The 791-nt window shown below is 54.9% G+C and carries 1 protein-coding gene; it reads left to right on the top strand.

What is annotated here, in order from left to right:
- A partial coding sequence (locus IEY11_RS14580; RefSeq protein ID WP_188886904.1) for an ATP-binding cassette domain-containing protein occupies positions 1-791 on the top strand: 791 nt, incomplete at both ends.

Here is a 791-nt window from a genome sequence, read left to right as displayed (position 1 = left end):
GACCGCGTTGAGGTTATCCGTGACGGTGAGTTCATCGCAACCAAGCCGATCGATCAGTGGGATAATGACTCCCTGATCACCGCAATGGTAGGTCGTTCGCTGGATAATCAGTTCCCGAAGGAATTCGGCACCAAGTCCAAGGAGCCGATGCTTGAGGTTGACAGCGCTGTTGAGGCAGGCGTCCTGAACAATGTATCCTTCAAGGCATACGGCGGACAGATTCTGGGCTTTGCAGGTCTGGTCGGCGCCGGCCGTACCGAGATTATGCGCGCGATTTTCGGCGCAGATCCGATCGACAGCGGCAAGATCAAGATCAAGGGCAAGGAAGTATCGATTAAGTCTCCGCGTCAGGCTATCAAGCATGGCATCGCGTTCCTCACCGAGGACCGTAAGGGACAGGGTCTGGTACTGGCTCAGACCATTCGCACCAACCTGATTCTTGCTAACATGAAGGGCTTCTCTTCGGGCTTGTTCCTGAACGAAAAGAAGATTCTCGAGGCAGGCGAGCAGAACATTGCGTCGCTGCGCATCAAGACCCCGTCGATCGACGAGATCGTAGGCCAGCTGTCCGGTGGTAACCAGCAGAAGGTCGTAATCGGCAAGTGGGTCAACACGGATGCAGAGATCTTTATCTTTGACGAACCGACCCGTGGTATCGACGTCGGCGCAAAGGTCGAGGTGTACAATGTAATGAACAGCCTTGTCAAGCAGGGCAAGTGCGTTATCATGGTATCTTCGGAAATGCCTGAGATCCTCGGCATGTCCGACCGCGTAATCGTAATGCGCGGCGG

The organism is Butyricicoccus faecihominis (assembly GCF_014648015.1).
Classification (GTDB): Bacteria; Bacillota; Clostridia; order Oscillospirales; family Butyricicoccaceae; genus Agathobaculum; species Agathobaculum butyriciproducens.
Note: the sequence above shows the minus strand (reverse complement) of the source record. Positions and strands in the feature narration are given on the sequence as shown.